General features: G+C 66.8%; 25 protein-coding genes and 3 tRNA genes. 16 read left to right on the plus strand and 12 right to left on the minus strand.

The window, feature by feature from the left end; translation table 11 throughout:
• Positions 1-73: transfer RNA gene (locus tag CAM01S_RS01985), tRNA-Arg, on the plus strand.
• A 25-nt stretch (positions 74-98) separates the two neighbouring features.
• On the opposite strand, the gene CAM01S_RS01990 is transcribed toward CAM01S_RS01985, so the two are convergent.
• Complete coding sequence (locus CAM01S_RS01990) at positions 99-1088, minus strand: hypothetical protein (RefSeq protein ID WP_157071350.1); 990 nt, start codon at positions 1086-1088, stop codon at positions 99-101.
• A gap of 140 nt (positions 1089-1228) precedes the next feature.
• Here CAM01S_RS01990 and msrA point away from each other — a divergent pair, with 140 nt between their 5' ends.
• The 5 genes from msrA to CAM01S_RS02015 all read left to right on the plus strand — a co-directional run bounded on the left by msrA (position 1229) and on the right by CAM01S_RS02015 (position 4958).
• Positions 1229-1756 (plus strand): peptide-methionine (S)-S-oxide reductase MsrA, encoded by a 528-nt coding sequence (gene msrA / locus CAM01S_RS01995; RefSeq protein ID WP_066515477.1) that lies wholly within the window; start codon positions 1229-1231, stop codon positions 1754-1756.
• 45 nt (positions 1757-1801) lie between these two features.
• Complete coding sequence (locus tag CAM01S_RS02000; RefSeq protein WP_066515480.1) at positions 1802-2014, plus strand: hypothetical protein; 213 nt, start codon at positions 1802-1804, stop codon at positions 2012-2014.
• A 151-nt stretch (positions 2015-2165) separates the two neighbouring features.
• On the plus strand, positions 2166-2702 hold the full coding sequence (locus tag CAM01S_RS02005) for a single-stranded DNA-binding protein (RefSeq protein WP_066515483.1): 537 nt from the start codon (positions 2166-2168) through the stop codon (positions 2700-2702).
• Between the two features lie 85 nt (positions 2703-2787).
• On the plus strand, positions 2788-4473 hold the full coding sequence (gene ettA / locus CAM01S_RS02010) for an energy-dependent translational throttle protein EttA (RefSeq protein WP_066515486.1): 1686 nt from the start codon (positions 2788-2790) through the stop codon (positions 4471-4473).
• Between the two features lie 2 nt (positions 4474-4475).
• Positions 4476-4958, plus strand: coding sequence for an acyl-CoA thioesterase (locus CAM01S_RS02015; protein ID WP_174520403.1), 483 nt, complete (start codon positions 4476-4478; stop codon positions 4956-4958).
• Positions 4959-5073: 115 nt separating this feature from the next.
• Here CAM01S_RS02015 and CAM01S_RS02020 read toward each other — a convergent pair whose 3' ends face one another.
• Complete coding sequence (locus tag CAM01S_RS02020; RefSeq protein WP_066515503.1) at positions 5074-5949, minus strand: acyl-CoA thioesterase; 876 nt, start codon at positions 5947-5949, stop codon at positions 5074-5076.
• A gap of 90 nt (positions 5950-6039) precedes the next feature.
• On the opposite strand from CAM01S_RS02020, the gene CAM01S_RS02025 reads away from it, so the two are divergent.
• Entirely contained in the window at positions 6040-6717 is a 678-nt protein-coding gene (locus CAM01S_RS02025; RefSeq protein WP_066516717.1) for a DUF8185 domain-containing protein, read from the plus strand.
• A 42-nt stretch (positions 6718-6759) separates the two neighbouring features.
• Here CAM01S_RS02025 and CAM01S_RS02030 read toward each other — a convergent pair whose 3' ends face one another.
• The 3 genes from CAM01S_RS02030 to pepN form a co-directional block, all read right to left on the minus strand.
• Positions 6760-7221 (minus strand): globin, encoded by a 462-nt coding sequence (locus CAM01S_RS02030; RefSeq protein ID WP_083527644.1) that lies wholly within the window; start codon positions 7219-7221, stop codon positions 6760-6762.
• Positions 7218-8330 carry a mechanosensitive ion channel family protein gene (locus tag CAM01S_RS02035; protein ID WP_083527645.1) on the minus strand — a complete coding sequence of 371 codons (1113 nt, stop codon included), beginning with the start codon at positions 8328-8330 and terminating at the stop codon, positions 7218-7220. Before CAM01S_RS02035 ends, CAM01S_RS02030 begins: the two co-directional genes overlap by 4 nt.
• Positions 8331-8410: 80 nt before the next feature.
• Positions 8411-10993 (minus strand): aminopeptidase N, encoded by a 2583-nt coding sequence (gene pepN, locus CAM01S_RS02040; protein WP_066515506.1) that lies wholly within the window; start codon positions 10991-10993, stop codon positions 8411-8413.
• A 109-nt stretch (positions 10994-11102) separates the two neighbouring features.
• Between pepN and CAM01S_RS02045 the strand changes: the two genes are divergently transcribed.
• Genes CAM01S_RS02045 through CAM01S_RS02060 form a run of 4 tightly spaced genes read left to right on the plus strand, consistent with a single transcriptional unit; the run spans position 11103 to position 14133 of the window.
• Positions 11103-11741, plus strand: a complete 639-nt coding sequence (locus CAM01S_RS02045) for a mycothiol-dependent nitroreductase Rv2466c family protein (RefSeq protein WP_066515516.1) — start codon at positions 11103-11105, stop codon at positions 11739-11741.
• A gap of 26 nt (positions 11742-11767) precedes the next feature.
• The gene (locus tag CAM01S_RS02050) at positions 11768-12256 is read left to right on the plus strand and encodes a ribose-5-phosphate isomerase (RefSeq protein ID WP_066515519.1); all 489 of its coding nucleotides are present in this window, start codon (positions 11768-11770) and stop codon (positions 12254-12256) included.
• 30 nt (positions 12257-12286) lie between these two features.
• Positions 12287-13264 carry an Fpg/Nei family DNA glycosylase gene (locus tag CAM01S_RS02055; protein ID WP_066515523.1) on the plus strand — a complete coding sequence of 326 codons (978 nt, stop codon included), beginning with the start codon at positions 12287-12289 and terminating at the stop codon, positions 13262-13264.
• A complete protein-coding gene (locus CAM01S_RS02060; RefSeq protein WP_217999704.1) occupies positions 13243-14133 on the plus strand; it encodes an EamA family transporter in 891 nt (296 codons plus the stop codon). Before CAM01S_RS02055 ends, CAM01S_RS02060 begins: the two co-directional genes overlap by 22 nt.
• Before the next feature lie 34 nt (positions 14134-14167).
• On the opposite strand, the gene CAM01S_RS14505 is transcribed toward CAM01S_RS02060, so the two are convergent.
• The 3 genes from CAM01S_RS14505 to CAM01S_RS02070 all read right to left on the minus strand — a co-directional run bounded on the left by CAM01S_RS14505 (position 14168) and on the right by CAM01S_RS02070 (position 15047).
• Positions 14168-14323 (minus strand): hypothetical protein, encoded by a 156-nt coding sequence (locus CAM01S_RS14505; RefSeq protein ID WP_157071351.1) that lies wholly within the window; start codon positions 14321-14323, stop codon positions 14168-14170.
• A gap of 97 nt (positions 14324-14420) precedes the next feature.
• Positions 14421-14783 carry a hypothetical protein gene (locus tag CAM01S_RS02065; RefSeq protein WP_066515529.1) on the minus strand — a complete coding sequence of 121 codons (363 nt, stop codon included), beginning with the start codon at positions 14781-14783 and terminating at the stop codon, positions 14421-14423.
• Positions 14784-14976: 193 nt separating this feature from the next.
• A tRNA-Gly gene (locus CAM01S_RS02070) sits at positions 14977-15047 on the minus strand.
• A 165-nt stretch (positions 15048-15212) separates the two neighbouring features.
• On the opposite strand from CAM01S_RS02070, the gene CAM01S_RS02075 reads away from it, so the two are divergent.
• The 5 genes from CAM01S_RS02075 (at position 15213) to clpX (ending at position 19583) form a co-directional block, all read left to right on the plus strand.
• A tRNA-Pro gene (locus CAM01S_RS02075) sits at positions 15213-15289 on the plus strand.
• Between the two features lie 34 nt (positions 15290-15323).
• The gene (gene tig, locus CAM01S_RS02080; RefSeq protein WP_066515531.1) at positions 15324-16667 is read left to right on the plus strand and encodes a trigger factor; all 1344 of its coding nucleotides are present in this window, start codon (positions 15324-15326) and stop codon (positions 16665-16667) included.
• Between the two features lie 178 nt (positions 16668-16845).
• On the plus strand, positions 16846-17436 hold the full coding sequence (locus CAM01S_RS02085; RefSeq protein ID WP_066515533.1) for an ATP-dependent Clp protease proteolytic subunit: 591 nt from the start codon (positions 16846-16848) through the stop codon (positions 17434-17436).
• A gap of 27 nt (positions 17437-17463) precedes the next feature.
• Entirely contained in the window at positions 17464-18126 is a 663-nt protein-coding gene (locus CAM01S_RS02090; protein WP_066515542.1) for an ATP-dependent Clp protease proteolytic subunit, read from the plus strand.
• A 176-nt stretch (positions 18127-18302) separates the two neighbouring features.
• A complete protein-coding gene (gene clpX / locus CAM01S_RS02095; protein WP_066515551.1) occupies positions 18303-19583 on the plus strand; it encodes an ATP-dependent Clp protease ATP-binding subunit ClpX in 1281 nt (426 codons plus the stop codon).
• Between the two features lie 169 nt (positions 19584-19752).
• Here the strand turns inward: clpX and CAM01S_RS02100 are convergent, their stop codons facing one another.
• The 4 genes from CAM01S_RS02100 to CAM01S_RS02115 form a co-directional block, all read right to left on the minus strand.
• Positions 19753-21789, minus strand: coding sequence for a M3 family metallopeptidase (locus CAM01S_RS02100; RefSeq protein WP_066515557.1), 2037 nt, complete (start codon positions 21787-21789; stop codon positions 19753-19755).
• 36 nt (positions 21790-21825) lie between these two features.
• The gene (locus CAM01S_RS02105) at positions 21826-22524 is read right to left on the minus strand and encodes a lytic polysaccharide monooxygenase (RefSeq protein WP_066515560.1); all 699 of its coding nucleotides are present in this window, start codon (positions 22522-22524) and stop codon (positions 21826-21828) included.
• Positions 22525-22554: 30 nt separating this feature from the next.
• Positions 22555-24600 carry a fibronectin type III domain-containing protein gene (locus CAM01S_RS02110; protein WP_083527647.1) on the minus strand — a complete coding sequence of 682 codons (2046 nt, stop codon included), beginning with the start codon at positions 24598-24600 and terminating at the stop codon, positions 22555-22557.
• 72 nt (positions 24601-24672) lie between these two features.
• Positions 24673-24912: a hypothetical protein gene (locus CAM01S_RS02115; RefSeq protein WP_066515571.1), complete on the minus strand. Its 240-nt coding sequence runs from the start codon at positions 24910-24912 to the stop codon at positions 24673-24675.
• Between the last annotated feature and the right edge of the window lie 12 nt (positions 24913-24924).

A 24924-nucleotide genomic window follows, 5' to 3' on the forward strand; every position in this document is an offset into this window, starting at 1 on the left:
GCCCCTGTAGCTCAGTGGATAGAGCAGACGGTTTCTACCCGTCGTGCCGCGGGTTCGAATCCTGCCAGGGGCACGACCGCCCCGCGCCGCAAACGGAATCAGAGATCGTCGTCTTCCTCGGCCCGGCGACGAAGCTCGCTGGCACTCACGGGGTGGGCGTACGGCGACTCGTCGGTCTCGTGCGGATCCGCCGGCTCGACATTTCCCTGCTCGATCCGCGTCGGAACAGAACTCGTGGTCGTCGGGACGACTGCGGCGGCGTCGCCCTTCGGCTCAGTGAGCGCACCGGTTACCGGCGGGAGCGGCGCAGCCGTAGGGAGCCCCACTGATCGGTCGCTTCCGGAATCGCTGCTCGGGTCGTGCTCTGCATTCGCGGTCTGCCCGATTGCGGTGCCCTCGAACCGAGCATTCCCGTTGGACGCGGCTGGGCTGAGCGGTTGTGGCTGCTTGAGGGCGGGTGTCGCGGCGGACGGCGACGACGGGGTGGGACGCGCCTCCGGTGTGGTGCGGGGTGAATCCGGAGCGCCACCGGTGCGCTTCTGGTCCGCGTTCCACTGCTGCTGGCGCCGGATCAGATCGTGGTCGGGGTCGGGGGATTCGAATTTCCAGCGCTCGAGATCGGCGCGGAAGAGCTTGCGCGCCTTCGCGGGACGCATCTGCCACTCGAGCATCCGGTCGCGGAACTCGGCGAGGGACTGCTCGGCCTGGAAGCTGAACGTGGACGAGTTCTTCTTGATGTCGGCGATCTCGTGCTGCGCCCAGTTCGCGGCGACGACAGCGCCTGCGATCGGCAGGAGGCGCAGACGGATGTCGGCGTCCTCCGCGAGGTGATCGGCGTAGGCGCGCTCGTCATGCCCGAGGTTGCCCCAGTTCGCGGCTTTCCGCGCGGCGGACAGGACGGTTGCGACAGCGGCGTTCCGTGCCTCCCGGTCGTGCATGTCGACGGCGCGTTTGGTCGCCGCTCGCCCGATCAGCGCCGCGATGAGCCCCGCCAGCACGATCGCGACGAAGGGGATGATCGCGCCGGAGAGGACGCGCCATCCGGAGGTCGATCCGGTCCAGCTCAGGAAGTCATTCCACCATTGCATGGCCGAACCATAGTGGTTGACCATGCCGGTCTCAGGGAGGACAGGCGGGGAGGTGTGGATCGCTCCCGTGCCGACTCGGCGCGCGAGCGGAATACGATGAGCCGCGGCCGGCGTTGACCCGGACGACGAAAGGGATCGCAATGACGACGTTTGTGCTTGCGGGTGGATGCTTCTGGTGCTTGGACGCGGTGTACCGCACGCTGGAAGGCGTGCAAGACGTCGTGTCCGGATACACGGGCGGCGTGACCGACAGTCCGTCGTACGAGCTCGTCTGCACGGGGACGACCGGACACGCGGAAGCGGTGGCTGTGACCTTCGATGAGGAGCAGATCCCTGCGGAGGTCATCCTCGACGTGTTCTTCACCCTGCACGACCCCCGGCAGCTGAATCGGCAGGGAGCCGATGTCGGCACGCAATACCGGTCGGCGATGTTCTTCGACGGCGACGAACAGAAGGCGCTGTTCGAGGCGGCCCGGGAGCGCGCCTCCGAGATCTGGGACGGCGGGATCGTCACCACGATCGAGCCGCTCGGCGCGTTCTACCGGGCGGAGGAATACCACCAGGACTTCTTCGCGAAGAACCCTGGCCAGGGCTACTGCATGGCCGTGGCACTTCCCAAGGTCAACAAGATCCGCAAGGCGTACAGTCGCTACATCGTGGCGTCCTAGCCGATCCACGGCTGGCGGCGTCACCGGTCCACAAGGAGGTGGTCGATGATGCAGACGATCGACGGAACGGCGACGTGGGTCGCAGTCGGTGAGGCAGGCGCGGTGGGGTGCATCCACCGGGAGCGCGACCGGTTCGTCGTCGAGATGTACGGGCGGCGCACCGGCGGAGGGGCATATCCCGATCTCGAGACGGCGAAGCGTGCGGTGCACGCCGCGCTCGGGCCGCTCGCGAGCCGACCGGAGTTCCGCGCGCACTGAGCATCTGCTCCTGACGCGTCGTGCCCCGGTGGGGTGACGAGCGGCGTGCTGCTGACCCTCGGGCCCTCCACCGGTCTCGATCGCTGCAACTCCTCCACAGCTGGGAGGCGCGGCGCGGCTCCGGCGCGCTCGGTGCGTCGAACATCGACGCATGAACGACATCATCACAGTCCGCGGCATCGTCGCAACCGAGCCGCGCCACCTTGTCACCCAGGCCGGCCTCGAGATCACCAGCCTCCGTGTCGCCTCGCAATCACGAAAGTGGGACCGCTCCAATTCGTCGTGGACGAACGGCGAGACGAACTGGTTCACGGTGACCGCATTCCGGTCGCTCGCGGCGAACCTCACCGCGTCGGTGAACAAGGGCGATCGTGTCGTCGTCTTCGGGCGGCTGCGGATCCGCAACTGGGAACGAGACGAGCGCAGCGGCATCGCCGTGGAAATCGAGGCCGAGTCGATCGGCCACGACCTCGCCTGGGGGACCGGCACGTGGGAGCGAACGCCCCGAGCGGTCGCGGACGAGCACGCGCCGTCGACGGACGACGGTCAGATCGAGGTGCCCGAGGACAGCGCCGCGTCCGATGGCGTCGTCAATCGTGCGGACAGCGACGAGGCGGTCGCGATCGGTGGTGCTCGGTCGGGTGCCGATCCCTTCGGGCAGCCCGCCTCCGTTCCGACGCCGTTCTAAGCGGTGAATGCTCGGCAGGTCGCGCATCCCCGCGATGTTCGAACAGGACGTCGGCTCGGAAGCCGATCAGTAGACTGGGCCGGACATGGCTGAGTACATCTATCAAATGGTTCGCGCCCGCAAAGCCGTCGGCGACAAGCTGATCCTCGACGACGTGACGATGTCGTTCCTGCCGGGGGCCAAGATCGGCGTGGTCGGTCCGAACGGCGCCGGCAAGTCCACGATTCTCAAGATCATGGCCGGGCTCGATCAGCCGTCCAACGGTGAGGCGAAACTGACCCCGGGCTTCACCGTCGGCATTTTGATGCAGGAGCCCGAGCTCGACGAGTCAAAGACGGTGCTCGAGAACGTCCAAGAAGGACTCGGCGACATCAAGGGCAAGGTCGACCGCTTCAACGAGATCTCCGCCGCGATGGCAGAGCCCGATGCCGACTTCGACGCGCTCCTCGCCGAGATGGGGACGCTGCAAGAGGAGATCGACGCGGCTGACGCGTGGGATCTCGACTCGCAGCTCGAACAGGCGATGGACGCGCTGCAGTGTCCTCCGGGCGATGAGCTCATCACGCACCTCTCGGGCGGGGAGAAGCGCCGCGTTGCGCTCTGCAAGCTCCTGCTCCAGAAGCCGGATCTGCTCCTCCTCGACGAGCCGACGAACCACCTGGACGCGGAGAGCGTGCTCTGGCTCGAACAGCATCTCTCGAAGTATCACGGCGCCGTCCTCGCCGTGACCCACGATCGCTACTTCCTCGACCACGTGGCCGAGTGGATCGCGGAGGTCGACCGCGGACGCCTGTATCCGTACGAGGGGAACTACTCGACCTACCTGGAGAAGAAGCGCGAGCGTCTCGAGGTCCAGGGCCGGAAGGATGCGAAGCTCGCAAAGCGGCTGTCCGAGGAACTCGAGTGGGTGCGCTCGAATGCGAAGGGTCGTCAGGCCAAGTCGAAGGCGCGGCTCGCTCGGTACGAGGAGATGGCGGCAGAGGCTGAGCGCACCCGAAAGCTCGATTTCGAAGAGATCGTCATCCCGGTCGGCCCGCGACTCGGATCCCAGGTCATCGACGCCGACCGGCTGCACAAGCAGTTCGGGGAGCGCATCATCATCGACGACCTGTCCTTCACCCTTCCTCGGAACGGCATCGTCGGGGTGATCGGCCCGAACGGTGTCGGTAAGACGACCCTCTTCAAGACCATCGTCGGGCTCGAGCCGCTCGACGGCGGCGACCTCAAGGTCGGCGACACGGTGGACATCTCCTACGTCGACCAGTCTCGCGCGGGCATCGACCCGAACAAGAACCTCTGGGAGGTCGTCTCGGACGGCCTCGACTACATCCAGGTCGGGAAGACGGAGATCCCGTCGCGTGCGTATGTGTCGCAGTTCGGGTTCAAAGGGCCGGATCAGCAGAAGAAAGCCGGGGTGCTGTCCGGTGGTGAGCGGAACCGCCTGAACCTCGCGCTCACCCTCAAGCAGGGAGGCAACCTGCTCCTGCTCGACGAGCCCACCAACGACCTCGACGTCGAGACGCTCGGCAGCCTCGAGAACGCACTGCTCGAATTCCCCGGGTGCGCGGTCGTGATCACGCACGACCGGTGGTTCCTGGACCGTATCGCCACGCACATCCTCGCGTGGGAAGGGCTCGACGACGACGGCCGGCCTCGCTGGTATTGGTTCGAAGGCAACTTCGAGGCGTACGAGGAGAACAAGATCGCGCGACTCGGCCCTGACGCCGCAAAGCCCTCCCGGTCCACGTATCGCAAGCTCACGCGGGACTGAGCGTGGCGCGACTCCACGTTCCGGTGCGGCTCCGTTGGAGCGACATCGATGCCTACGGGCATGTCAACAACTCCGCGATGCTTCGTCTGCTCGAGGAAGCGCGAATCCTCGCGTTCTGGGCTCCGGATGCCGACGAGACTCCGGAGCCGGGCGAGTATCCAGCTCCCGTGATCGACGGTCGACCGGGGTCCGGAACGCTGACGGTCATTGCCGGACAACGACTCGAATACTTGGCCTCGATCCCGTACTTCCGCCGACCGCTCGACGTCCAGCTCTGGTTCGGCCGTCTCGGCGGCGCGAGCCTCGACGTCTCCTACGAAGTGTGTTCGCCGGCGGGCGTCACGCCTCCGGTGCTCTACACAAGGGCGTCGACGACGCTCGTGCTCGTCGATGCTGCGACGGAACGACCGAGGCGACTCTCGGACGCGGAACGTGCGGCCTGCGAGCCGTGGATCGACGAGCCGGTCGTATTTTCTCGGCCGTAGCCCTGCTGGAGTCGACCGGCGCTCATCGGTGAGGAGCGCCCACGCGGGCGGGAAGCGCTCGTCCGGGCGACGAGCGCCTATGTATGCGACAAGCGCTCATGCGGGCGCAGGGCGCTCACAAACTCGGCGCTCGCACCATGCCCTCCTGGGCGACCGTGGCGAGGAGCCGGCCTTCGCGATCGAACATGCGCCCGAACGCGAGCCCCCGCCCGCCTTGGGCGCTCGGGGAGTCCTGCGTGTAGAGCACCCACTCGTCCGCGCGACCATCGCGGTGCCACCACATCGCGTGGTCGAGGCTCGCCGTCTTCAGGCCGGGCGTTCCCCAAGCGAGTCCGTGCCGACGCATCACCGGTTCGAGGATCGACAGGTCGCTCGCGTACGCGAGGATCGCGCGATGCAATGACGGGTCGTCCGGGAGTTGGCCGAGCACGCGCATCCACACAGCCTGCTGGGCAGTGCGCTGATCCGCCGCACCGACGAATACCGGCCCCTCGACGTGCCGGACGTCGATGGACCGCTTCGCCCACGCGCGCGCAACGGGGTGGTCGATCGCCTGCAGCAACGAGGCGGCCGACGGGAGGGCCTCCGGGTCCGGAAGACCCTCGGGTGCCGAGACCTGATGCTCGACCCCGACATCCGATCGCTGGAAGGACGCGATCATCGAGAAGATCGGGACACCGCCCTGATAGGCCTGTGCGCGGCGTGTGGCGAACGATCGGCCGTCGTGAATGCGCTCGACGGCGATCGTGATCGGCTGGCCGATGTCGCCAGGCCGCAAGAAATACCCGTGCATGGAGTGGATCGCGCGGTCGTCGATCGTCGACTGTGCGGCGACGATCGCTTGCGCCAGGACCTGACCGCCAAAGACGCGGCCGCCCGGTGACCAATGGCTCGACGCGGTGTAGATGACTTCGCCCGTGTTCGCACCGGTGTCGACGAGGCGAAGCGTCGGAAGGAAGTCAGGTTCGTCCGGAGCGTCGTTGCCGTTCATCGACGCCAGTCTACGAACTGCGCTGTCCCTCTCCGCACCGTGCCGACCGACCGGAGGCGCGAGACCGACGGCGGTAGGGTGGTCACCGCCATGACGCTGACCTTCACGCTTCCGGACGCGGCTGCCGCCGAAGATCTGCGAACCTATCTCGAACGTGCCGCTCGGGTCGAGGACGGATCCGCTCGGCTCATCGTTGCGTCGGGTGTGCTCGCGGCGTACACGGCCATCATCTACCCGGTCGGCCTCCTCGATGAGGCGCCCACCGTTCTCGGACTCCGCACCGCTGAGGTGGCGCAGAGCGCCGACTTCGATGTGGTCGTTCCGCTTCGATCGCTCCTTGAGCGCATCCGGAACGCGCTCGATGCTTCAGCGGGCGTCAGCCCGATTGAAGTCGGTGTCCCGCTGCAGGTCGGTTCCGTGACGTGGGCAGCCATCACTCCGCCGCGCACGGGCTGGGTGCCGCTGCCGACGCTGTCGGTCGACTCGCTCCGCCAAGCGGCGCGCGCTGGGATGAGCGAAGTCGCTGAGGCGCTTCCGCCCAGTTCCGGCGACGCCCTCGTTCGTCGAGTGCGGGCAGCAGTGTGGGGCCGGCAACTCACGGAGCAGGACACGATACCGGCGGGGGCGGCCTTCGCCGCCGAGAGTCTCGGGTTCCTGAGCGGGGCGGAGGAGCGCGTCCGCGTGTTCGAGTCCGGGCCGTGGCGCAGGCTCACCACTGCGCATGGTCACGTCCTCGCCGCTCGCCGTGCGTGGTCGAGTCGCGCCTGATCGGCTCCCTGTACGAGTGTCAGCGGCGCATGCTGTGCGCGCTCATCGGTCGAACGAGTTGACCATCGCGTGGGCGGCACGGTCGAGGTATGCCCAGAGCTCTGCCTCGTCGAGTGGTGCGAGTGCGAGCGATTCGACAGCGGTGCGCATGTGGACGAGCCACCGGTCTCGCGCCTCGGGCGTGATCGGGAACGGGTGATGCCGCATTCGGAGGCGAGGGTGGCCGCGCCGCTCGCTGTAGGTCGTGGGTCCGCCCCAGTACTGCTGCAGGAACAGCGAGAGGCGCTCGATGGCTCCCTCGAGGTCATCTGCTGGGTACATCGGCCAGACAAGCGGATCCGATTGGATGCCTTGGTAGAAGGTGCGGACGAGCCGATCGAATGCTGGCGCGCCTCCGATCCGCTCGTAGAGTGATCCGCCGATCGCCGGTCCGCTCAGCCCGCTGCGAAGGAGCAGCGGCTGCTGCTCGGTGGGCTCGCGGGTGGGTTCGGATCCGGTGGTCATCGCGGCCCTCCGTTGATGTCGTCGCGGCCGGATTCTGGTTCTGGCGCTGGTGCGTGCGGCGCTCGCGCTTCTGTTGACCGGCCCCATCGGGATGATTTTGCGCGCCGCTCGTGCGGCTGGACGGGAGTGGGCTGCGTCGTGACGGGACGGAGCCCGTTGATCGATGTCGCGTTCTCCCAACCGGCGGGCATGATCATCGCCATCGCCGGGAGCGTCACCCCGAGGGCGTCGACCGCGTGCTTCAGTCGCACGCGGAGCTCGCGGCCGACGTTGTCGAGCTCGGATGCACGGGTCTTGACGACGAGACGGAACACCATCGCCGAATCGGTGATGGATTGCAGGCCCCAAATCTCGGGCTTCTCGACGATGCGCTGTCGCCACCGCGGCTCTCGCGACATTGCGACTGCCGCTGCGAGGAGCGCGTCCTGAATCGCGTCGATGTCGGCGTCGTAGGGGATGGTGATGTCGACGAGAACCCGTGACCAGCCCTGCGACATGTTCCCGACGCGGAGAATCTGACCGTTGGGGACGAACCACAGGATTCCGTTGACATCCCTGATCTGCATCACGCGGAGCCCGACGTTCTCGACGACGCCGGTCGCCGCACCGGTGTCGACGATGTCGCCGACGCCGGCCTGGTCCTCGAGGATCATGAAGATTCCGGACAGCAGGTCTTTGACGATGCTTTGCGCCCCGACCGCGAGGCCAGCAGCGACCACGGATGCACCCGCGACGATGCCGAGCACATTGAACTGGAAGACCCCGAGGATGAGCACGAGAGCGATGATCGCGACGACCACGGTGGCGACATTGTCGAGGACACTGCCAAGCGTTCGGGTTCGCTGGACGACGCGTGCGGTCTGAAGCGGGGAGACGACGAGCGCGTCCGTGTCGTCGACGCGCTGCTTGCGCTTGACGCCGGAGACGACTCGGTCGACTAAATGGTTGATGGATTTGCGGAGGAGGATGCGGACGATGAGCGCCGCGATGAGGATCACGACGATGGAGATGGGCACGTGCCACGTCTGCATGAAGGATGCGAATGCGTTCTTCACGACGGTCGTCGCCTCCTGCGTCGGATTGTTGGTCGGCGATGCAGCAAGGAGCATGATCCGATCGATGCTAGGGGGAGGGTGCCCGGGTGTTGCTGAGTGTCCCGGGCACCCCCACCGGTCAGTGGTCGTTCATATCAATGGTCGTTCAGCTGGACCCGCAGTGCGCGTTCGACGCCCGAGAGGTTCTCTGCGACGAGTCGACGGAGTGCGGGCGTCTCGGGGTGGGATTCGAGCCATGCGGTCGTCGCGTCGCGGAGCTCCTCGCTCGCGAGCGGCGCCGGGTACAGCCCGACGATGAGGCTCTCGGCGATGTGGTAAGTCCGCGTCGCCCAGATGTCGGTGAGCGCGTCGAAGTACGGCCCGACGAGACCTTCGAGCGCAACCGGTGCGTTCACGTGTTGGAAGCCGATCGTGGTCTGCCGCACGATCGCGTTCGGCAGCGCATCAGAGTCGACGAGCGAGGCAAAGGCCGCGAGCTTGCCGTCCGCGGTCGGGATCGTCGCCCGAACCCGGGCGGCCGCCTGCTCCCCGTTCGCTGTCCGGTCGGACGCGAGCTCCGCATCGATGTCGTCGGCGCCTGCCGCGCCCGCGAGGACGAGGCCCTCGAGGAGCTCCCATCGGAGGTCCGTGTCGATCGTGAGCCCGTTCAGTTCCACGGTGCCGTCCCGCAGGCCCTGCAGCGTCGCGACATGCTCGGGGGTCGATGCGATCTGCGCAAAGAACTTGACGAACTGGAACTGCGCGTCGGAACCGGACTCCGCCGTCGATGCGAGCTGCCACAGCGCGTTGCCGACGTGCCGGATCGTCTCGTCGACACGATCGCGGGCGACGTAGCTTCGCGTCGTCAGAAGCAGCTGCGTGAGCGTCGTGCGGATCGTCGTCGACTCGGTCTCGGTGGCGATGTTGCCGAGAACCAGACGCACATAGTCGCTCGCCGGCGCTTCGGCGTCGCGGGTCGCGTCCCACATGGCACCCCAGACGATGGAGCGCGCGAGTGGGCTGGCGATCGCGGCGAGATGCTCGATCGCCGTGCGCCGCGAATGCTCGTCAAGCCGGATTTTCGCATACGCGAGGTCGTCGTCGTTGAGCAGCACAAGGTCACCGCGGTGCACGCCGACGAGCTCCGGCACTTCGGTGCGCTCCCCGTCCACATCGATCTCGACGCGGTGGGTGCGTTCGAGTCGACCTCCGGCGGAGGCGGCGTTCGCGCCGAACGGAGCCGACGCGGCGTCGCCGTCGAACGCATACACACCGATCGCGAGACGGTGCGGGCGAAGTGTCGGGTAGTCGGCGGGGGCCTCCTGGATGACGGCGAACGACGTGATGATCCCGTCGTCATCGACCTCGAACTCGGGACGGAGCGTGTTCACGCCCGCTGTCTCCAACCACTTTCCCGACCAGCTGGAGAGATCGCGACCGGAGGTGACCTCCAGCTCGGCGAGCAGGTCCTTCAGCTCGGTGTTCGAGTGATGGTGCTTCTTGAAGTATGCCGAGACGCCCGCGAAGAACGCATCGATCCCCACCCACGCAACCAGCTGCTTCAGGACCGAGCCGCCCTTGGCGTAGGTGATGCCGTCGAAGTTGACCTGGACGTCTTCGAGGTCGTTGATCGTGGCGACGACAGGGTGGGTCGACGGAAGCTGGTCCTGGCGGTAGGCCCAGGACTTCTCCATCGCCTGGAACGTCGTCCACGCCTCGGTCCACTCGGTGGCCTCGGCCGTCGCGATAGTGGAGGCCCACTCGGCGAACGACTCGTTGAGCCAGAGGTCGTTCCACCACTTCATGGTGACGAGGTCGCCGAACCACATGTGCGCGAGCTCATGCAGGATCGTGACGACGCGACGTTCCTTGATGGCGTCGGTCACCTTCGACCGGAACACGTACGTCTCGACGAACGTGACGGCGCCCGCGTTCTCCATGGCGCCCGCGTTGAACTCGGGGACGAACAGCTGGTCGTACTTCTCGAACGGGTACGGAACGTCGAACTTCGACTCGTAGTACGCGAACCCCTTGCGCGTGATGTCGAAGATGTAGTCAGGGTCGAGGTATTCGAAGAGGGACGCGCGCGTGAAGATACCGAGCGGGATCGTGCGGCCGTCGGAGCTTGTCAGCTCGGAGCGGACGACCTTGTACGGCCCGGCGATGAGGGCGGTGATGTAGCTCGAGATCCGCGCGGTGGGCGCGAACGACCACGTGGCGGTGTCACCGTCGACGGTCGGCTCGGGGGTCGGAGCGTTCGAGACGACCTGCCAGCGTGCCGGCGCCGTGACGGTGAACGAGAACGTTGCCTTCAGGTCGGGCTGCTCGAACACGGCGAACATCCGTCGCGAGTCCGGGACCTCGAACTGGGAGTACAGGTAGACCTCGTCGTCGACCGGGTCGACGAACCGATGAAGGCCTTCGCCCGTGTTCGTGTACACGGCATCGGCGACGACCGTGAGCTCGTTCTCGGCCTGCAGGTCGTGGAGCTGGATGCGAACGCCGTCATTCACGGCCCCAACGTCGAGCGCCTTGCCGTTGAGCTCGATCGAGTGCACTGTGCGCGTGATCGCGTCGATGAACGTCGACGCGCCAGGCGTGGCCGCGAATCGAACGGTCGTGGTGCTGCCGAAGGTGTCACCCCCGCGCGTGAGGTCGAGGCGGACGTCGTAGGAGTGCACGTCGACGACGGCTGCGCGCTCCTGGGCTTCGATTCGGGTGAGGTTCTCTCCGGGCACGGATCGCTCCTGTGGTCGCTGCGGACGCGGGCGATCCTGCCCGCGCTGACGAGGGTCGGCCGGTGTACGGCACCCGTCCACACTAGCGAGCGGGCGTACGCTCCAGACCATGACGGACACTGCTGTGGAAGCGCGAAAGACAACAACTCATGTGGACTTCTGGTTCGACCCGACCTGCCCCTGGGCGTGGATGACGAGCCGATGGGTCGGTGAGGTCAGCGCACACCGGAATCTCGATGTCAGGTGGCACGTGATGAGTCTGTTCGTCCTCAATGAGGATCAGGACATCCCGGACAAATACCGTGAGCGGCTCGCCGCGAACCAGGTATACGCGCGGCTCGTCACCGCGGCGATGCTCGCGCACGGGCAGGACATCGTGAAGCCGCTCTACGACGCACTCGGAGAACACATCCATCACCGTCAGGAGCACGACGCCGATGCGGTGGTCGCATCCGTGCTCGCCGAGCTCGACCTCGATCCCGCGCTCGAGTCTGCGGCATGGACGGCGGAGACGGACGCGGCGATGCGCGCAAGCCACAAGGACGGCATCGACCGCGTTGGCGAGGATGTCGGGACGCCGGTCATCGCCGTCGAGGGAACCGCGTTCTTCGGCCCCGTCATCTCGCCGGCGCCGAAGGGGCAGGAAGCGCTCGACCTATGGGACGGCGTGGTTGCGGCAGCGCGGTACCCGGGTTTCTTCGAGCTGAAGCGCTCGCGGACGGTCGGCCCGATCTTCGACACGGTCTGACGGAGGCGCCGAATAGGATCGTCGACATGCGCATCCACCTCGGAACGGACCACGCTGGCCTCGAATTCAGCACGACGCTCGCGGCCCATCTGACCGAGGAAGGGCACGAGGTGATCGACCACGGCCCGACCGAGTACGACCCGCTCGACGACTACCCCTCGTTCTGCATCAATGCTGCAAAGGGTGTGGTGCGGGATCAGCGCGCCGGTGTGCAGGCGCTCGGCGTGGTGTTCGGTGGATCCGGCAATGGCGAACAGATCGCCGCGAACAAGGTCGAGGGCGTTCGAGCGGCGCTCGTCTGGAATGCATCGACCGCGCTGCTGGCCCGTCAGCACAATGACGCGAACGTGATTTCGATCGGCGCGCGCCAACACACGGTGGACGAGGCGATCGCCTTCATCGACCTCTTCATCGCCGAGCCCTTCTCCGAGGAAGAGCGGCATGCGCGACGAATCGCGCAGCTGGCGGAGTTCGAGACGACCGGTCGTATCGCCGGCAAGCAGATCGACGACTGACCGTGGGACGCGACAGCAGGAAGCCGCATCATGCCTGAGGGGCATTCCGTCCATCGCATCGCGCGCCAGTTCGCGCTGCACTTCGTGGGGGAGCGCTGCGCCGTGTCGAGTCCGCAGGGCCGGTTCGCCGCGGGTGCGGCACGGCTCGACGGTCGCGTCATGATCGCGTCGCGCGCCGTGGGCAAGCAGCTCTTCCTCGAGTTCGATGGCGACCTCATTCTGCGGGTGCATCTTGGCTTATACGGCGCCTGGGACTTCGCCGGCGACATTTCCACGGACGCCACGATGCGGAGCGCAAACGGCCGGATCGGGCAGACGAATCAGCGCGGCACGGACGTCACGGACGCGGCCGGCGAGGACTCGCTCGCGAGCATCGGTGCGCCGCGGCGCGCGCGCTACCGCATGGCGGAGTCGGAGAAAGTCGAGAACCCGATCGAGTCGTTCCCGCCCGAGCCGGTCGGTCAGGTGCGCGTCCGCATTCTCACCGAGACCGCCGTCGCGGACCTCCGCGGTCCGACCGCATGCGTCGTGGAGACGCCGGACGGCGTCCAGCGAGCCATCGACAAGCTCGGCCCCGATCCCATCAACGATGACGGTCCGGAGGCTGAATCCCGCTTCGTCTCGAATGTCCGCCGCCGCAACGTGGCGATCGGGCAGCTCCTCATGGACCAGGCGGTGGTGAGCGGCATCGGCAACGTCTATCGTGCCGAGCTGCTGTTCCGGGCACGGATCAATCCGCACACTCCGGGCCGCGATCTCACCGAGGACCAGGTCCGGAGCCTGTGGCACGACTGGTCGAAGCTGCTCCATGACGGGGTCCAGATCGGCCAGATGATGACCATGGATGGCCTCGCGCCGGACGAATACGCGGCCGCTCTCCGGAGCCGCGACGATCGGCACTGGGTCTACCACCGCGCGGGACTCCCGTGCCGCGTGTGCGGCACGAACATCGCGGTCGAGGACATGGCTGGCCGGAAGCTGTACTGGTGCCCAACGGATCAGGCGTAGCTGCACCGCCACGCGGGAGCGGCGATCTCGCCGCGCGTGTGCCCGCTCCGATCCTCGCATTCGCCGCGATCGTGTCGGTGCAGATCGGCGCTGCGATCGCGCGGACGCATTTCGGCGTGATCAGCCCGACCGGCGCGGCGACGCTCCGTCTTGTGATCGGCGCGCCGATCCTGTTCGCGGTCGTTCGCCCGCGCCTCCGGTCGTGGGGTCGCGCACAGTGGGGCGCCGCGCTCGCGCTCGGGATCGCGCTCGGCGGCATGAATGTCTGCATCTACATCGCGTTCGCGACTGTGCCGATCGGCACGGCCGTCACGATCGAATTCCTCGGGCCGCTCGTGCTCGCGCTCGCGCATACGCGCCGCTGGCGTGATGTCGGTTGGGCGGTGCTCGCGCTCGTCGGCGTGGTGCTGCTCGGCGTTGGCACGGCAGGCCGAGGCACCCTCATCGGGGTGGTGTTCGCGCTGCTCGCCGCAATCTGCTGGGCGGGGTACATCGTGTTAAACCGGCACGTCGGTCAGCGGATCCCGGGGGTGGACGGGCTGGCGCTCTCGATGCTCGTCGCTCTCGTCGTGGCGATCCCGGCCGGAGGCGCGTCGGCGCTCGCGGCAGTCGTCCACCGGCCGCCGCTCCTCCTGGTGTTCGTCGCTGTGGCGGTGCTGTCGAGCGTGCTGCCGTATGCACTGGAGATGCTCGCGCTTCGGCGGATGCCGACGCGTGCGTTCGGCGTGTTCCAAAGCCTCGGGCCCGCAGTCGCGGCGTTCGCCGGGTTCGCGATCGTGGGTCAGACGATCAGCGTGGCCGATGTGGTCGCGATGACATGCGTCATCACCGCAAGTCTGGGGACCACGTTGGTCGCCGACGTACGGTGATGACGCCTGAGATGGATGAGGAAGTGCGGTCGAATCAGAGTTCGACGGTGAAGAAGTCCGCGTAGGTCGGCTCGTTCCGTTCGGTCGACAACAGGGACGGATCATTGACGCGGCGCTCGACGTACGCGGCAATGATTTCAGGGGGAGTGAGTCTGTTCTGACTCCAGAGTGAGAATTCTGTGGATTGCACGGCGCCTCCCTTCACAGGGGTATTGGGCCTGACGAGCAAACTGCTCGCTGACTGCAACGATCCTCGCGCCGGGGCCGTGAGTCAATGCCGCGCGCGCTCACTGTCCGACAGCCGCGCTTTCTGTGCTAATCGGGCCCGGCATCCGGTCGATCTTGTGGCTGAGCCGGCGGTCGTGGTCACGGAGCGCGCGGTGTTTGACCGCGGAGCGCCAGACCCACGCTTCGGAGTGCTGCCCGAACTGCGCCCATTCGACGAGCACCGCGTCGACCGTCCAGCTGCGTGCGAACCCCTTCACCCGGACGTGGAAGGTGGGGAACTGCACCCAGGCCCAGACGGGCAGCGGTGTGACGGCGTGGCAGATGTTGTCGCCACGTGCTTCCTCCGAGAGGGAGAACGGCACGGCGCGCGGTTGCTCCGGATGTTCCGGCGGTGTCCACCGGTTCTCCCGTCGCTGACCCATGGGAGTATTCGAACGGATGTTCGAATGGTGCGCAAGTGGAACGTGCGCGCGCTGTCGATCGCAGCGATCCCCGCGGACGTAACGCTGGCCGGACCGGAATAGCCAACCACCCACGACGTCGAGCTGGCACGGACAGCAAGATCCAACCATCCACGACGTCGAGCTGGCAGGGACAGCGAGACCATAAATACAGAGGGGATGACGGGAATCGAACCCGCGTAGCCAGTTTGGAAGACTGGGGCTCTACCATTGAGCTACATCCCCGAAGGGCCGTGAGGCGCTCCCATCGTAGCGGACGCGCGGGCACAGGTCGGACCACGACTTCGTGACCGGACGGGGAGTGTCGGGTTGTGGCCGCTAGACTCAACGGGGCTTTCCCGCCGTCGGTCTGATTCCGGCACGCGAGGGGGCCTCCCTGGCCCGCGAGACCGGGGCGTAGCTCAGCTTGGTAGAGCGCCCGCTTTGGGAGCGGGAGGTCGCAGGTTCAAATCCTGTCGCCCCGACCAGGAACATCCATCGTCAACCTCAGGAGATCATCCCTTGGCCACCAGCACCGTCGACAAGCTGAGCCCGACCCGCGTCAAGCTCACCGTGCACGTGACGCCGGACGAGCTCAAGCCGAGCATCGACCACGCGTACAAGCACATCGCCGACCAGATCAACATCCCGGGCTTCCGCAAGGGCAAGGTTCCGCCGGCGATCGTCGACCAGCGAGTCGGCCGGCCGGAGGTCTTGAACCACGCGGTCAGCGACGCGATCGACACGTTCTACCGCCTCGCGGTCGAGGAGAACGAGGTCCGCGTCCTCGGTCGCGCGGAAGCCGATGTCACGGAGCTTCCGAACATCAAGGACTTCTCGGGCGACCTGGTCCTGACGTTCGAGGTCGACGTGCGCCCCGAGTTCGAGCTGCCCGCCTATGAGGGGCTCGAGCTGACGGTCGACGCGGTCGAGGTGAGCGATGAGGAGATCGAAGAGGAACTCCAGAACCTGCGCACCCGGTTCGGCACGCTGGTCACCGTTGACCGTCCGGCGAAGACCGGTGATTTCGCGCAGCTCGACCTCGTCGCGACGATCGGCGAGGAGGAGGTCGACTCTGCGACGGGTGTGTCGTACGAGATCGGCTCCGGCGACCTGATCGACGGGATCGACGAGGCGCTCGATTCCCTCACTGCTGGCGAGTCCACCACGTTCGAGTCGACGCTCGTCGGCGGTGACCACGAGGGCGAGACCGCGCAGATCGCGGTGACCCTCACGGCCGTGAAGGAGCGCGAGCTCCCCGAGGCCGATGACGAGTTCGCGCAGATCGCGAGCCAGTTCGACACCATCGATGAGCTCCGCGCGGACCTGAAGGACCAGATCGCGAAGTCGAAGACGTTCGGCCAGGGCGCGGCAGCCCGCGACCAGCTCGTCGAAAAGCTGATGGACGCGGTTGAGATCCCGATCTCGCAGCAGCTCATCGACGACGAGGTCGAGCGTCACCTTGAGGCTGAGAACCGGAAAGACGACGACGAGCATCGCGCCGAGGTCTCCGAGTCGACGGCCAAGGCGTTCAAGTCGCAGCTGCTGCTCGACGCGATCGCCGAGAAGGAGCAGATCCAGGTCACCCAGGAGGAGCTCACCCAGTACCTGATCCAGGCTGCTGCGCAGTACGGCATGGAGCCGGGCGAGTTCATCAAGGTGATCGACCAGAACGGGCAGATCCCCGGCATGGTCGGCGAAGTCGCGCGCTCGAAGGCAGTCGCGACGGTTCTCGCGAAGACGACCGTGAAGGATTCGAGCGGTGCCGACGTGGACCTGTCCGCGTTCACCGCGGGTGTCGCGCAGACCGCCGGCGAGACCGACTCGTCCGACGACGAGGCCGAGTCGACGGCAGCGTCCGAGTAGGCGCAAGCATCTTCCAAACGGGAGGCGCGGTGTCAGATGGCACCGCGCCTCCCGTTCGTCGTATCCCTACCAATCGGTGCGATGCGAGCGGGCGTATTGCCGTCAGCGAACTCGGGCGAACGCCTGCGTTGCACCCGATAAGTTCGACATCAAGCGACAACTGAACGGGAGCTATTCCATGGCCGAAGCGACACTGAGCCCCAGTGTTTTTGACCGACTCCTCCGGGACCGCATCATCTGGCTCGGCTCTGAGGTCCGGGACGACAACGCGAACGAGATCGCAGCGAAACTGCTGCTCCTCGCGGCCGAGGACCCGAAGCGGGACATTTACCTGTACATCAACTCGCCGGGTGGCTCGATCACCGCCGGCATGGCCATCTACGACACGATGCAGTTCGTACCGAACGACATCGTCACGGTCGGTATCGGCATGGCCGCTTCGATGGGGCAGCTGCTCCTGACAGCGGGCACGAAGGGCAAGCGGTACATCACACCGAACGCGCGTGTCCTGCTGCACCAGCCGCACGGCGGATTCGGCGGTACCTCGTCCGATATCCAGACGCAGGCGCAGCTCATTCTGTCGATGAAGCAGCGTCTCGCGGAGATCACGGCGGCAGCCACGGGGAAAACCGTCGAGCAGGTCAACGCCGACGGCGACCGTGACCGTTGGTTCACCGCGCAGGAGGCGCTCGACTACGGGTTCGTCGACCACATTCGCGAGTCCGCGCTCGACGTGTCGGGCGGCGGCGGCACCTCCGAGGACTCCTGACCCACCGAGACCACAAGGAAAGCAATCATGAACGTACCCATGCTCGGTGGCGCACAGAACGTGCCGGCACCGTCGTCCCGTTACATCCTGCCGTCGTTCGAAGAGCGCACGGCCTACGGCTACAAGCGCCAAGACCCATATGCGAAGCTGTTCGAGGACCGCATCGTGTTCCTCGGCGTCCAGGTCGATGACGCGTCAGCCGACGACATCATGGCGCAGCTGCTCGTGCTCGAGTCGATGGACCCGGACCGCGACATCGTCATGTACATCAACTCGCCCGGTGGATCGTTCACCGCGATGACCGCGATCTACGACACGATGCAGTACATCCGCCCGCAGATCCAGACGGTCTGCCTCGGGCAGGCTGCGTCGGCTGCGTCGGTTCTGCTCGCTGCGGGCACACCCGGTAAGCGTCTCGCCCTCCCGAACGCCCGCGTTCTCATCCACCAGCCCGCGACCGGCGGTGCAGGCCAGGGCCAGGCCTCGGACATCGAGATCCAGGCGGCCGAGGTGCTCCGGATGCGCACCTGGCTCGAGGAGACGCTGTCGAAGCACTCGAACCGCACGCCCGAGCAGGTCAACCACGACATCGAGCGCGACAACATCCTGTCCGCAGATGAGGCCGTGGCGTACGGGCTCATCGACCAGGTGCTGACGAGCCGGAAGAGCCTCCCGGCGCTGGTCAAGTAAGACGCTCGGGCCGAGTCCCGGAGAACGCCCCGACGAAATCCTGTCGGGGCGTTCTCGTTTGCTCGCCACTGGCGAACAGGCCGAAGGAAACCCGTCGCGGTGCGCCGTGACTGTCCGCGGTTGCGGTTAGGCTCGGACGCACGGCGACACCGGGGCGCTGCAGGAAGGGGCCGAGCATGGCACGCATCGGAGAGAGCGGCGATCTCCTCAAGTGCTCGTTCTGTGGCAAGAGCCAGAAGCAGGTTCAGCAGCTGATCGCTGGGCCCGGCGTCTATATCTGCGACGAGTGTGTCGAGCTCTGCAATGAGATCATCGAGGAACGGCTCGCCGAGGCCGGCGATGACGCTGCGGGTGGCGAGATCGATCTGCCGAAGCCGCGCGAGATCTTCGATTTCCTGCAGGAGTACGTGATCGGCCAGGATCCCGCGAAGCGGGCGCTCGCGGTCGCTGTCTACAACCATTACAAGCGCATCCGCGCACAGGGCCAGATCACCGCTGCCGAGGATCGCGCCGACGAGGTCGAGATCGCGAAGTCGAACATTCTGCTCATCGGACCGACTGGGTGCGGCAAGACCTACCTCGCGCAGACCCTCGCAAAGCGACTCAACGTTCCCTTCGCTGTGGCTGACGCGACCGCGCTGACCGAGGCCGGATATGTCGGTGAGGACGTCGAGAACATCCTGCTGAAGCTCATTCAGGCGGCCGACTACGACGTGAAGCGCGCCGAGACGGGGATCATCTACATCGACGAGGTCGACAAGATCGCGCGGAAAGCCGAGAACCCATCGATCACGCGCGACGTGTCCGGCGAGGGCGTCCAGCAGGCGCTGCTGAAGATCCTGGAGGGCACGGTCGCGTCGGTGCCGCCGCAGGGCGGCCGCAAGCACCCGCACCAGGAGTTCATCCAGATCGACACGACGAACGTGCTCTTCATCGTTGCTGGCGCCTTCGCTGGCCTCGATGACATCATCTCCTCGCGAATCGGGAAGCGCGGAATCGGCTTCGGCGCCCCACTGCACAGTCCCCTCGATCAGACGGACGTGTACAGCGAGGTCCTGCCGGAGGACCTGCACAAGTTCGGGCTCATTCCCGAGTTCATCGGTCGCCTGCCGGTTGTCACGACGGTCGCACCGCTCGACCAATCGGCGCTGATGGCGATCCTCACGGAGCCGAAGAACGCGCTCGTGCGGCAGTACCAGCGGATGTTCGAGATCGATGGTGTCGAACTTGAGTTCGAGCAGGGTGCGCTGGAGGCGATCGCCGATCTCGCGGTCCTCCGTCAGACCGGTGCTCGAGGCTTGCGCGCAATCATGGAAGAGGTCCTCGGGCCCGTCATGTTCGATGTCCCGTCGGATGATCAGGTCGCGCGCGTCGTCATCACCCGGGAATCCGTCATCGAGAACGCTGCGCCGACGATCGTTCCGCGGCAGCGGAAGCGCGTCGAGAAGTCCGCCTGATCACGCGTGCGGGTACCTATTCGCTCGCGCAGGTAAACGTCTCGGGCGAGTAGGCGGCTATTGACTCGCGGCCAATCGCGCGTGCAGCAGCCGCGGCGTAGGCCCCACTTTCGGGTGCACTGCCGCTCACGGTCGGGTGCACTGCCGCTCGCGGTGCGCGAGCGCCCGATCAGTCGGTCGCGTCGAGAAGCCCGCGCCGCCGGAGCAGCGGCTCGACCTCCGCATCTCGGCCGCGGAATGCGCGGTACGCCTCGATCGGGTCGGCGGCGCCGCCGACGCCGAGCACCATTGAGCCGAAGCGACGGCCGTTGTCGCGCTGCAGTCCGCCGTGCTCACGGAACCACTCCACGGTGTCCGCGTCGAGCACCTCGCTCCAGATGTAGCCGTAGTATCCGGCGTCGTAGCCGCCGGCGAACGTGTGGGCGAAGTAGGTCGATGAGTATCGGGTGGGAACAGCCTCCACAGCGATCCCGGCACGCTCGAGCGCGGCGGTCTCGAATGCTTCGACGTCCTCGATCGCGGTTGCCTCTTCCGACGTGAGCCGATGCCACGCTTGGTCGAGGAGCGCGGCAGCAAGGTATTCCGTGGTTGCGAAGCCCTCGTTGAAGCCCTGCGCACTGCCGAGGCTGAGCACGAGTTCCGGGGGGAGCGCCGCTCCGGTGTCGACGTGGCGCGCGTAGTTCGCGAGGACTTCCGGCCAAGTCACCCACATTTCGTTCACCTGGCTCGGGAACTCGACGAAGTCCCGCTCGACATTCGTGCCGGAGAACCGCGGGTAGGTGGTGCGTGCGAGCAGCCCGTGGAGTGCATGCCCGAACTCGTGGAACAGCGTCTCGACCTCATCCTGCGTGAGGAGTGTCGGCGCGCCAGCGGCAGGTTTCGGGACGTTGAGGTTGTTGATGACGACTGGCAGTGTCCCTGCCAGCGCGGACTGCTCCACTACGGGGTTCATCCATGCACCGCCGCGCTTGCCGTCCCGCGTGTACAGGTCGAGGAGGTACAGGCCGCCTGGTGCGCCGTCGTCAGCGGTCACTTCGAACACGCGAACTTCGGAGTTGTAGCCCTGGAGGTCCGGCCGCTCCGTGAACGAGAGGCCGTAGAGCGCGTTCGCGGCGAAGAAGACACCGTCGCGGAGGACGCGCTCCGCCTCATAGTAGGGGCGGAGGGCAGCTGAATCCGCGGCGAACTGCTCCGACCGAAGGATCTCGGTCGCGTACGCCCAGTCCCACGCCTCGACCGAGTCGCCGAGGACCCGGCTGCGCTCGGCGTGCTCCGCTCGGGCATTCCGTGCAGCCGCGGGCACCAGTCTGCTGAGCAGTGCGTCGATGTTCTCCGGCGTCTTCGCGGTCTCATCGGCTGCGACTGCTGCGGCGTGGTTCGGGAAGCCGAGGAGCCGCGCTCGCTCCGCCCGGAGCCGAATGATCTGCAGCACGATGTCGCGGTTGTCCCACTGGTTGCCGCGACGCCCCCGCGACTGGGAGGCCCGCATGATCCGCTCACGCACGGTGCGATTGGTCAGGTTCGCGAGCCACGGGTGTCCGGTGAAGAGCGGGAGCGTGATGAGCCACCCCGGAAGACCCCGATCCGCGGCGGCCGCGCGGGCTGCGGAGCGCGCGCCGTCGTCGAGCCCGTCGAGCTCGTCCGGATCGGTGATGTGCACCGCGAGGTCGTTCGTGTCGTCGAGGAGGTTCCGCTCGAACGTCGTGCTGAGCCGGGAGAGCTGCTGGTTGAGTTCGGTCAGGCGAGCCTTGCCCGCTTCGTCCAGACCGGCGCCGGCGAGGGTCATCTCCGTGTGGACGCGTTCGACGAGTCGGCGGTCCTCGCCGGCCAGTCCGAGCGTGTCACGCGCATCGAACACTGTTTGGACGCGCTGGAACAGCGCACTGTTCAGCGTGATCGCGTCGCGGTGCTCCGCGAGGCGCGGCGACATCTCGGCATCGAGGTCGTGCAGGTCGTCGGTGGCGTCCGCCGCGACGACTGTCGAGAATGTCAGCTGAACGCGGCCGAGGAGCTCACCGGAGCGCTCAAGAGCGACGAGCGTGTTCTCGAACGTCGGGGCATCCGGGTTCGTCGCGATCGCGTCGACTTCCGCTCGGTGCGCCTCCATCCCCTGCGTGAATCCAGCGCGGTAGTCGTCGACGGTGATGTCGGCGAACGGCGGGAGCTGGTAGGGGAGCGTACTTGGGGCATCGAACGGCGTCGTCACGAGTTCAACCCTACGTGAGGGATTCGCCCGTCGGCTTCAGCCGAACGTCACGTCGGAGCAGGAGAAGAAGGCCTCCGTCGACTGGACGGAGCCGTCACGCTTGACGTTGCCCTGCCAGATCGCGTAGATGATGTGTGCGCCGGTCTTGCCGCTGGGCAGGACCGCGGGGAGGTCTGCGATGAATCCGTCGGCGGTCTCCGTGATGTCGGGGGAGTCGGCAACGAGGAAGGGTGTTGCTTCGAGGGCATCCCACGTGAGCGGCTTCGATTTGTCCCAGTCGTCTCGCGTGACGAAGAATGAGAAGGTGTAAGGCTGGTGCCGCACGGTCGGCTTGTACCGAAGAACGGTCGTCGCCCCTGCTTCCAGGTGCGTGTTCGGCCAGTCGGGGTGCACTTCGTTCAGTGCCTCGAAGCCGGGTCGGCCGGCGGAGCACAGCTGTCCGTCGGGTATCGACGCGCGGTACTGGGGCGTCGATTCGCCGCGATAGGTGTCGGCAACCACGATGCTCTGCCAGTCGCTGATCGGCGCGCCGCCGGTCGCGACGACGCTGCGGCAGGCTTCACTGTGCGGGGCCCAGCCTTCGAGCGCGCAGCCGAGTGACCGGCTGAGCGGGCGCTCTGTGGCTCCATGCGCAGATGCGTCGGCGGCGGGCGGGAGCACAGCGAGCAGTGCGAGTGTCGTCGCTGCGACGGTCAGTGTTCGTGCGCGTCGTCGGCCTGATCGAGTACGGGGCATCGGTGTGGGCTCTCTTCGTCGTCAGGAGGATCAGTCGACCGTGATCGGATCGGTGCGTGGCGACCACGTCCCGTCGGCGCGCTGCGCTCGGATAGCAACGCGATGACCGCTGGCGCTCCCTGCGACCGGGAGGAAGCGCTGTTGGGGATCGGCGGGGCGCTGCGAGTAGTCGCCCGCGTTGACCACGAGGAGCGTCTGCACGAGCCGGTCGTCGAGGAAGATCTCGTATCGGCCCGTTGCCCCGGGGTCCGGTGTCCAGGACAGTGCGATTCGTTCGTAGTGATGATCGCCGTCACGGTAGGTGTCCGCAGCAGCGGTGAACGCGCGGGGTGTGCCGTCCGCGGGCGCCCCTGGGTCACCCGGGTCCCCGGGGTCCTTGGCCAGTGTCTCGAACGAGACGGTTGTTCGCGGAGCATCGCCGAGTCCGGAGCCATGGCCGTGCTCGTCGACGGCGATCACCTCCGCAACGTAGGCGGTCGACGGTCGTAGTGCGCGAAGGACGGCAAGCGGCTCGGTCGTGGTGAGCGTCTCCGCGCCGGTTCCCACCGGATCCGACGCTGTCCGCAGCACAACCCCGTATCGAACTGCCGGGGTGGCGCCGGTGGTGACGGGCCATGTCAGGACCGTCTGCGTGGCCGTCGTGTCATGCGCGCTCAGACTGGCCGGTGGGAGCGGTGCGGGATGATCACCGAGTGTCGTGAAATAGGTCGCTGCGGCACCGACAGACAGGTTGCCGGCGCGATCGACAGCGCGGACGATGATCCCATAGGCGGAGAACTGCTCGAGGTGTTCGATCGTCAGCTCCGTGGATGGTACGACGATCACGCTGGGGGTCGATGGACGACCTGTTCCACGGGTGTCGGGTTCGACCGTGACGAGATAAGCCTCGATGCCGGATGCATCGGTCGATGCGTTCCATGCTGCATCCGCAGAGGTCGCGGACCGTTCGAGGATCCGCAGGTTTGCCGGCGCACTCGGTGGCGTTCGATCAGCCGCCGGAGTGCGCGTGGTGACCGGTGTCACGCCGGACCAGGCAGAGACGTTGCCGGCGGCGTCGATCGCGCGGACATCCGCGATGTACTCGACGCTGGATCGGAGGCCCCGGATCAGCGCCGTCGTGTTCGTGCTCGACGCCATCGCCACGACGTCGTCGGACGCACGCTCACGCAGTCGCACCTCGTATCGGGCAACCCCGACGTTGTCGGCGGACCGACGCCATCCGACCGTGATGCTGTCAACGCCGACCAGTTGCGGTTGAAGGCCACTCGGCGTCGATGGCGACTCAGTGTCTGCTGCACCCGGGAGCGTGAGCTCGACCGATCTCGACCAGTCGGAGCGGTTCCCGGCCGCGTCGTACGCGCGCACGCGATACGTGTACTGCTGACCTGGCTCGTGACCGTGCAGGTCGACCATTGTCGGGAGCTCGCCGCCGGACGGCTCGTGGTCGAGCAGGTGCTCGCCGTTCCGCTCGATCGAATATCCGCGGACACCGACGTTGTCTGATGACGGCTCCCACATGAGGTGCACGGCGTCCGCACCGGCCGAGGGGTTGGCCTGCGCGGTGAGGGCGCGTGGCGGAGTGGGCGCTTCGGTGTCGTCGCCCGGACCGGGCTCGATCGGACCGCTGCATCCGGCGACCGGAGTGTCGTCGATCGAGCACCCGGCTATTCCCACGATGTCCGCGCCAGTTCCAGCGACGCCGAAACTGATGACGTCCTGCTGCCCGGGCGAGAGCGCCCGCTTCGGTCGGAGCACCACGTGGGACCCGCTCACCGTGGCGTCGGTGCTCCACTCCGCGTTGTTCTGAAAGCCACCGCTCGTCGTGTCGAACTCCAGCCGCCAGGAGGCCGCCGCGTTCGTCGAGTTCGTCACGGTGAACTGCCCGCTGCCGTACCACGCTGTCGGCGCGTACATGGCGGCCGTCGCGGTGACTCCGCCGCGAGGGGCGCCGAGCGCGGCGATCGGCGCGGCTACAGCACAGCCAGTGAGGATGGCGAGGCCGCCGAGTGCCACGGCCGCAACTCGCTGGCCACGCCGTCCTGCGTGTGCCCGACCGGCAGACGTGCGATCTCCCATGCTGACCCTCCCGTTTGCAGCAGCAAAGCAGGATCAGCGTACAGCACATACAAATGCTAGTATTTCAGGAGTTCATTCCTGATGCGGATTCACCACCGTCGCGCGTCCGTCGGATGCGAGGCGTATCGTCGTCCCGTCGTCGAGCTCGACAATCGGACGCCGCTCAAGCCAGGTCAGCGTCCAGCGCCACAGAGCGGTGTCCACGCTCTCGCCCGCAAGCTCATCCTCGACCTCGCGGATCGCGACGAGGACGGACTCTGGCAGGTTCCCCGGCGGTTGCCCGCCGACGTTCCATCGCGTTCCCAACTGCATTCGCGCCTCCGC

This window comes from Curtobacterium ammoniigenes NBRC 101786, assembly GCF_001571045.1.
Classification (GTDB): Bacteria; Actinomycetota; Actinomycetes; order Actinomycetales; family Microbacteriaceae; genus Curtobacterium; species Curtobacterium ammoniigenes.